Annotated in this window: 6 protein-coding genes and 1 pseudogene; 5 read left to right on the forward strand and 2 right to left on the reverse strand. The window is 70.9% G+C overall.

All coding sequences use genetic code 11. From position 1 onward, the window contains the following. A pseudogene (locus OUY22_RS35915) lies at positions 1–246 on the reverse strand (phosphoribosyltransferase); the annotation flags it as partial. Between the two features lie 69 nt (positions 247–315). Here OUY22_RS35915 and OUY22_RS35920 point away from each other — a divergent pair. Beyond that, entirely contained in the window at positions 316–1,509 is a 1,194-nt protein-coding gene (locus tag OUY22_RS35920) for an FUSC family protein (protein ID WP_270159780.1), read from the forward strand. An 8-nt stretch (positions 1,510–1,517) separates the two neighbouring features. Here OUY22_RS35920 and OUY22_RS35925 read toward each other — a convergent pair whose 3' ends face one another. Beyond that, complete coding sequence (locus tag OUY22_RS35925; protein ID WP_270159781.1) at positions 1,518–2,210, reverse strand: winged helix-turn-helix transcriptional regulator; 693 nt, start codon at positions 2,208–2,210, stop codon at positions 1,518–1,520. A 176-nt stretch (positions 2,211–2,386) separates the two neighbouring features. Here OUY22_RS35925 and OUY22_RS35930 point away from each other — a divergent pair, with 176 nt between their 5' ends. The 4 genes from OUY22_RS35930 to OUY22_RS35945 all read left to right on the forward strand — a co-directional run. Next, entirely contained in the window at positions 2,387–2,638 is a 252-nt protein-coding gene (locus OUY22_RS35930) for a MoaD/ThiS family protein (RefSeq protein ID WP_270159785.1), read from the forward strand. A 64-nt stretch (positions 2,639–2,702) separates the two neighbouring features. Next, on the forward strand, positions 2,703–3,368 hold the full coding sequence (locus tag OUY22_RS35935) for an LmeA family phospholipid-binding protein (RefSeq protein WP_270159782.1): 666 nt from the start codon (positions 2,703–2,705) through the stop codon (positions 3,366–3,368). Positions 3,369–3,405: 37 nt separating this feature from the next. After that, on the forward strand, positions 3,406–3,918 hold the full coding sequence (locus OUY22_RS35940; protein WP_270159783.1) for a sigma-70 family RNA polymerase sigma factor: 513 nt from the start codon (positions 3,406–3,408) through the stop codon (positions 3,916–3,918). Next, positions 3,918–4,133: anti-sigma factor family protein (locus OUY22_RS35945; protein ID WP_270159784.1), on the forward strand; the 216-nt coding region annotated here is incomplete at its 3' end. The genes OUY22_RS35940 and OUY22_RS35945, both read left to right, overlap by 1 nt.

The following is a 4,133-nucleotide window of genomic DNA, read 5'->3' on the forward strand; positions in this document are numbered from 1 at the left end:
CACCCGCTCCGTCGCCAGCAGCAGGCGGGCGGCCAGCAGCTCGATGTCGAACACGTTGGCCCGGTCGGCCTCCTCCTCCGGCGTCAGCAGGTCGAACAGGAGCGTGCCCAGCCCGGCCTCGTTCAGCGCGCCCGCCACGTACCGGTTGCGCGGGCTGCGGCTGCTGCTGCCGCTGCCGTGCACGAACACCACCATGCCGCGCGCCCCGTCCGGCACCACCAGCTGTCCCGAGATCTCGGCGTCCATCCGCGCCACCTCCGCTCCAGCAGGGTGTCTACCCAGCTCAGGCGGGAGTCTTCCTGCGACGATGCCGGGGTGGGGGAGCGATCGCGGCAACTGCTGCCGCCATTCGAGCGCATCGGCAGGACCGGCAGGCTGATCCTGGAACGGGCCCGCCGGCTGGGCCTGGGCGGATGGCTGCGGGCCGAGCGCGACCCGCTGCTGCAGGGGGTGAAGACGACGGCCGCGTGCGTGCTCGCCTGGTGGATCGCGGCGCGGCTGCTGGAGGTCAGGATGCCGGTGCTGGCCCCGATGGGGGTGCTGCTCACGATCTCGGCCACCGCCTACAGCACTGTCGTGCGGGGCGTGCAGCAGGTCGGCGCCGTGGTGGTCGGGCTGGCCGGCGCGGGCATGCTGATCTACCTGCTCGGGGTGAACGCGATCACCCTGGCCATCCTGGTCGCGGGCGGGCTGGTGCTCACCCCGCTGCTCAACCTGCCCAAGCAGAATGTGCAGATCCCGATCACGGGCCTGCTGGTGTTCGCGCTGGGCGCCGGCTACAGCCTGGAGCGGCTGATCGACCTGCTGCTGGGCGCCGTCATCGGCATCCTGGCCAACCTCGTCGTGCTGCCTCCCCGGCACGTGGAGGACGCCCGCAAGGAGCTGGCCGAGCTGGCCGGCGACATGGCGTCACTGACGGCGGACATGGGCAAGGGCGTGCGCGGCACGTGGGGCGAGGACGAGGCGAGAAGCTGGCTGGAGCGCTCCCGCGAGGTGGACGCCCGCCTGCGCGAGAGCCAGGAGATGGCCGAGCAGGCCGCCGAGTCGGTGAAGCTGGTGCCGCTGGAGCGCCGCCGCCAGGACCAGCGGCTTGATCAGGTGTCCGAGGCCATGACCTGCCTGGACCACGTCGGCCTGCAACTGCGCGCCCTGGCCCGGTCGCTCACCGATCTGGCGGCCGGGGTGCGCGGGCTGCCTGCCGAGGACGTCGACCGGGTACCGTCGGCGCTCGGCGACGAGCTCATGGCCATCTCCCGGGCCTTCGCCGCGTTCGGCCGGCTCCAGCTGGGGCGGGGCAGCGTCAAGGACCTGGGCCGGTTGCGTACCGCGCTGCGCGAGGGCGGCGAGCATCAGACGCTGGCCGCCGAGCGCGTCCCCGACACCGGGAACGTCCGGCTGTGGTCGCTGCACGGCGCGATGCTGGACCACTGCGCGGCCATCAGGCACGAGCTCGACCCGGAGAGCGGGCCGCACCAGGCGGCGTTCCCGGCCCGGCTCATCCCCGGCTGAAGAGCGGGTCAGACCGCCGCGGTGTCGGCCCTGTCGGGGACGAAGCGGTAGCCGACGTTGCGGACCGTGCCGATGAGCGACTCGTTCTCGGTGCCGAGCTTGGCCCGCAGCCGCCGCACGTGCACGTCGACGGTCCTGGTGCCGCCGAAGTAGTCGTAGCCCCAGACCTCCTGCAGCAGCTGGGCGCGGGTGAACACCCGGCCGGGGTGCTGTGCGAGGTACTTCAGCAGCTCGAACTCCTTGAACGTCAGGTCGAGCACCCTGCCCCGCAGGCGGGCGGTGTAGGTGGCCTCGTCGATCGACAGGTCGCCGCTGCGGATCTCGTCGGGCACGTCCTCGGCGGAGGACTGCGTGATGCGGCCCACGGCCATGCGCAGCCGGGCCTCCACCTCCGCCGGTCCGGCGCCTTCGAGCAGTACGTCGTCGACCTGCCATTCGGCGGTCATCGCGGCGAGGCCGCCCTCGGTGACGATCACCAGCAGGGGGCAGTCGATGCCGGTGGTGCGGATCAGCCGGCACAGGCTCTTGGCCTGCACGAGCTCCTTGCGGGCGTCGACCAGCACGGCGTCCGAGGGAGGGGCGTCGATCAGGGCGGAGGCCTCCGCCGGCGCGACCCTGACGGAGTGGAGGAGCAGCCCCAGCGCGGGCAGCACCTCGGCGGACGGTTCGAGCGCGTTGGTGAGCAGCAGCAGGTTGCTCATGTGGGCCTCCCTCAAACACGCAAGGACCCGGGGGCTACGTCGCCCGAGTCCTGTAGGTGAGGATATCCCACGAGTAACTGACGTCTATGGGGCGTCCGTCAGATGAACGCCACGTCTCGTGCAACGAGCGGATGAACAAGAACGCACAATGGTGGACAACAACGAGTGAGGTGGCCATGGCCTGCGGGAAAGTGCGCTATTGGGCGGCGGCGAAGGCGGCGGCCGGAGTGGCCGAAGAAGAATTCGAAGCCGCCACGCTGGGCGAACTGATGACGAAAATCACAGCTGACCGTGCCGAACTCGCCAGGGTGGTCGGCAGATCGTCATTTCTGATCGACGGCTCTCCCGTGGGCAGACGGCCGCACGGCGAGGTGGAGCTCCGCGACGGCGTGACGGTCGAGGTGCTGCCGCCTTTCGCCGGCGGGTGATCTCCCGCCCTGTCGGGGAATGAGCGGATAAGCTTCATGACCCCCGCCCGAGACAGGGAGTGCGATGCGCAAGCTGCTCGTTTTCCTGATCCTGCTGTTCGTCCTCCTCGCCGTGCTCGACCGGGTGGCGGTCGCGGGAGTGCAACGCGACCTGGCCAACAGGATCGCGGCCGCCTCCGACCTGCAGCGCACGCCGGAGGTGGAGATCACCGGCATCCCCTTCTTGACCCAGGCGGTCTCCGGCCACTACCAGGAGGTCCGCTTCGATCTCGGCACGCTGCGTTACGGCGGTGTTCCGATCGAGGATCTCAAGGGGGCGGCGTACGACGTGACCGCGCCGCTGGCCGACCTCCTCCAGAACCGGGCCGACATCCGGGCCGGCCGGGTCGCCGTCAGCGGCACGCTGACGAACGAGACCATCGACAGATTCGCCCCGGAGGGTGTGAAGATCAGTGGCAGGGGCGACCGGTTCGTCGCCTCCGGTGAGGTGATGGTGGGCGCGCAGAAGGTGAAGTTCGACGCGGAGATGAAGGTCGAGATGACCGAGGCGGGCATCCGGCTGCAGGCGGAGAAGATCGAGGGAGTGCCCGTCCAGCTCGCCCGGCTCGTCGGCTACACGATCCCGTTCAAGGGGAAGCTGCCCTTCGACGTGAAGGTGACCGGGGTGAAGAGCGTGCCCGGAGGGTTGCAGATCTCCGCCGAGGCGTCTGACGTGCCGATCCGTGGATGACCGTGAACCACTTCCGTCCTCCGTACGTGATGAGGGCGTGAGCTCAGCTGGCACCGCCGACGAGGAACTCGTGAGGACCCTGTTCGACGAGCACGCCGGGCCACTGTACGGATACGTCCTGCGACTGACAGGTGACTCGGGACGGGCGGAGGACGTGGTGCAGGAGACGCTGCTGCGGGCGTGGCGGCATCCCGGCGCGCTGCGCGACCGCCCGATCCGGGCCTGGCTGTTCACCGTGGCCCGCAATCTCGTCGTCGATCAGCACCGCGCCCGGAGGTCCCGGCCCCCGGAGACGGGCGACGAGGCGCTGGCCGTGCTGCCCGCCGACGACGAGCTGGAGCGCGCGGTCGAGTCGTGGGCGGTCGCGGAGGCGTTAGCGGCGCTGCGGCCCGAGCACCGCGAGGTGCTGATGGAGGTCTACTACCGGGGGCGGTCGGTGAAGGAGGCCTCGGCGACGCTCGGCGTCCCGCCGGGCACGGTCAAGTCGCGCACCTACTACGCGCTGCGGGCGCTCAAGCTCGCGCTGGAAGAGCGGGGGCTGGCGCCGTGATGACGTGCGAGGAGGTCCGGCAGGCGCTCGGCGCGCACGCGCTCGGCGCGCTCGACCCGCACGAGGCCGAGGAGGTCGACCTCCACCTGGCCACGTGCGAGGAGTGCGGGGACGAACTGGCGGAGCTGGCGGGGGTCGCCGGGTTCCTGGGCAAGGTGTCCGAGCGGGACGTGGTCCTGGTCGCCAGCCCGCCGAAGCGGGTGCTCGAACGGCTG

The sequence above is a fragment of the Nonomuraea corallina genome, assembly GCF_027620315.1.
Taxonomy (GTDB): Bacteria; Actinomycetota; Actinomycetes; order Streptosporangiales; family Streptosporangiaceae; genus Nonomuraea; species Nonomuraea corallina.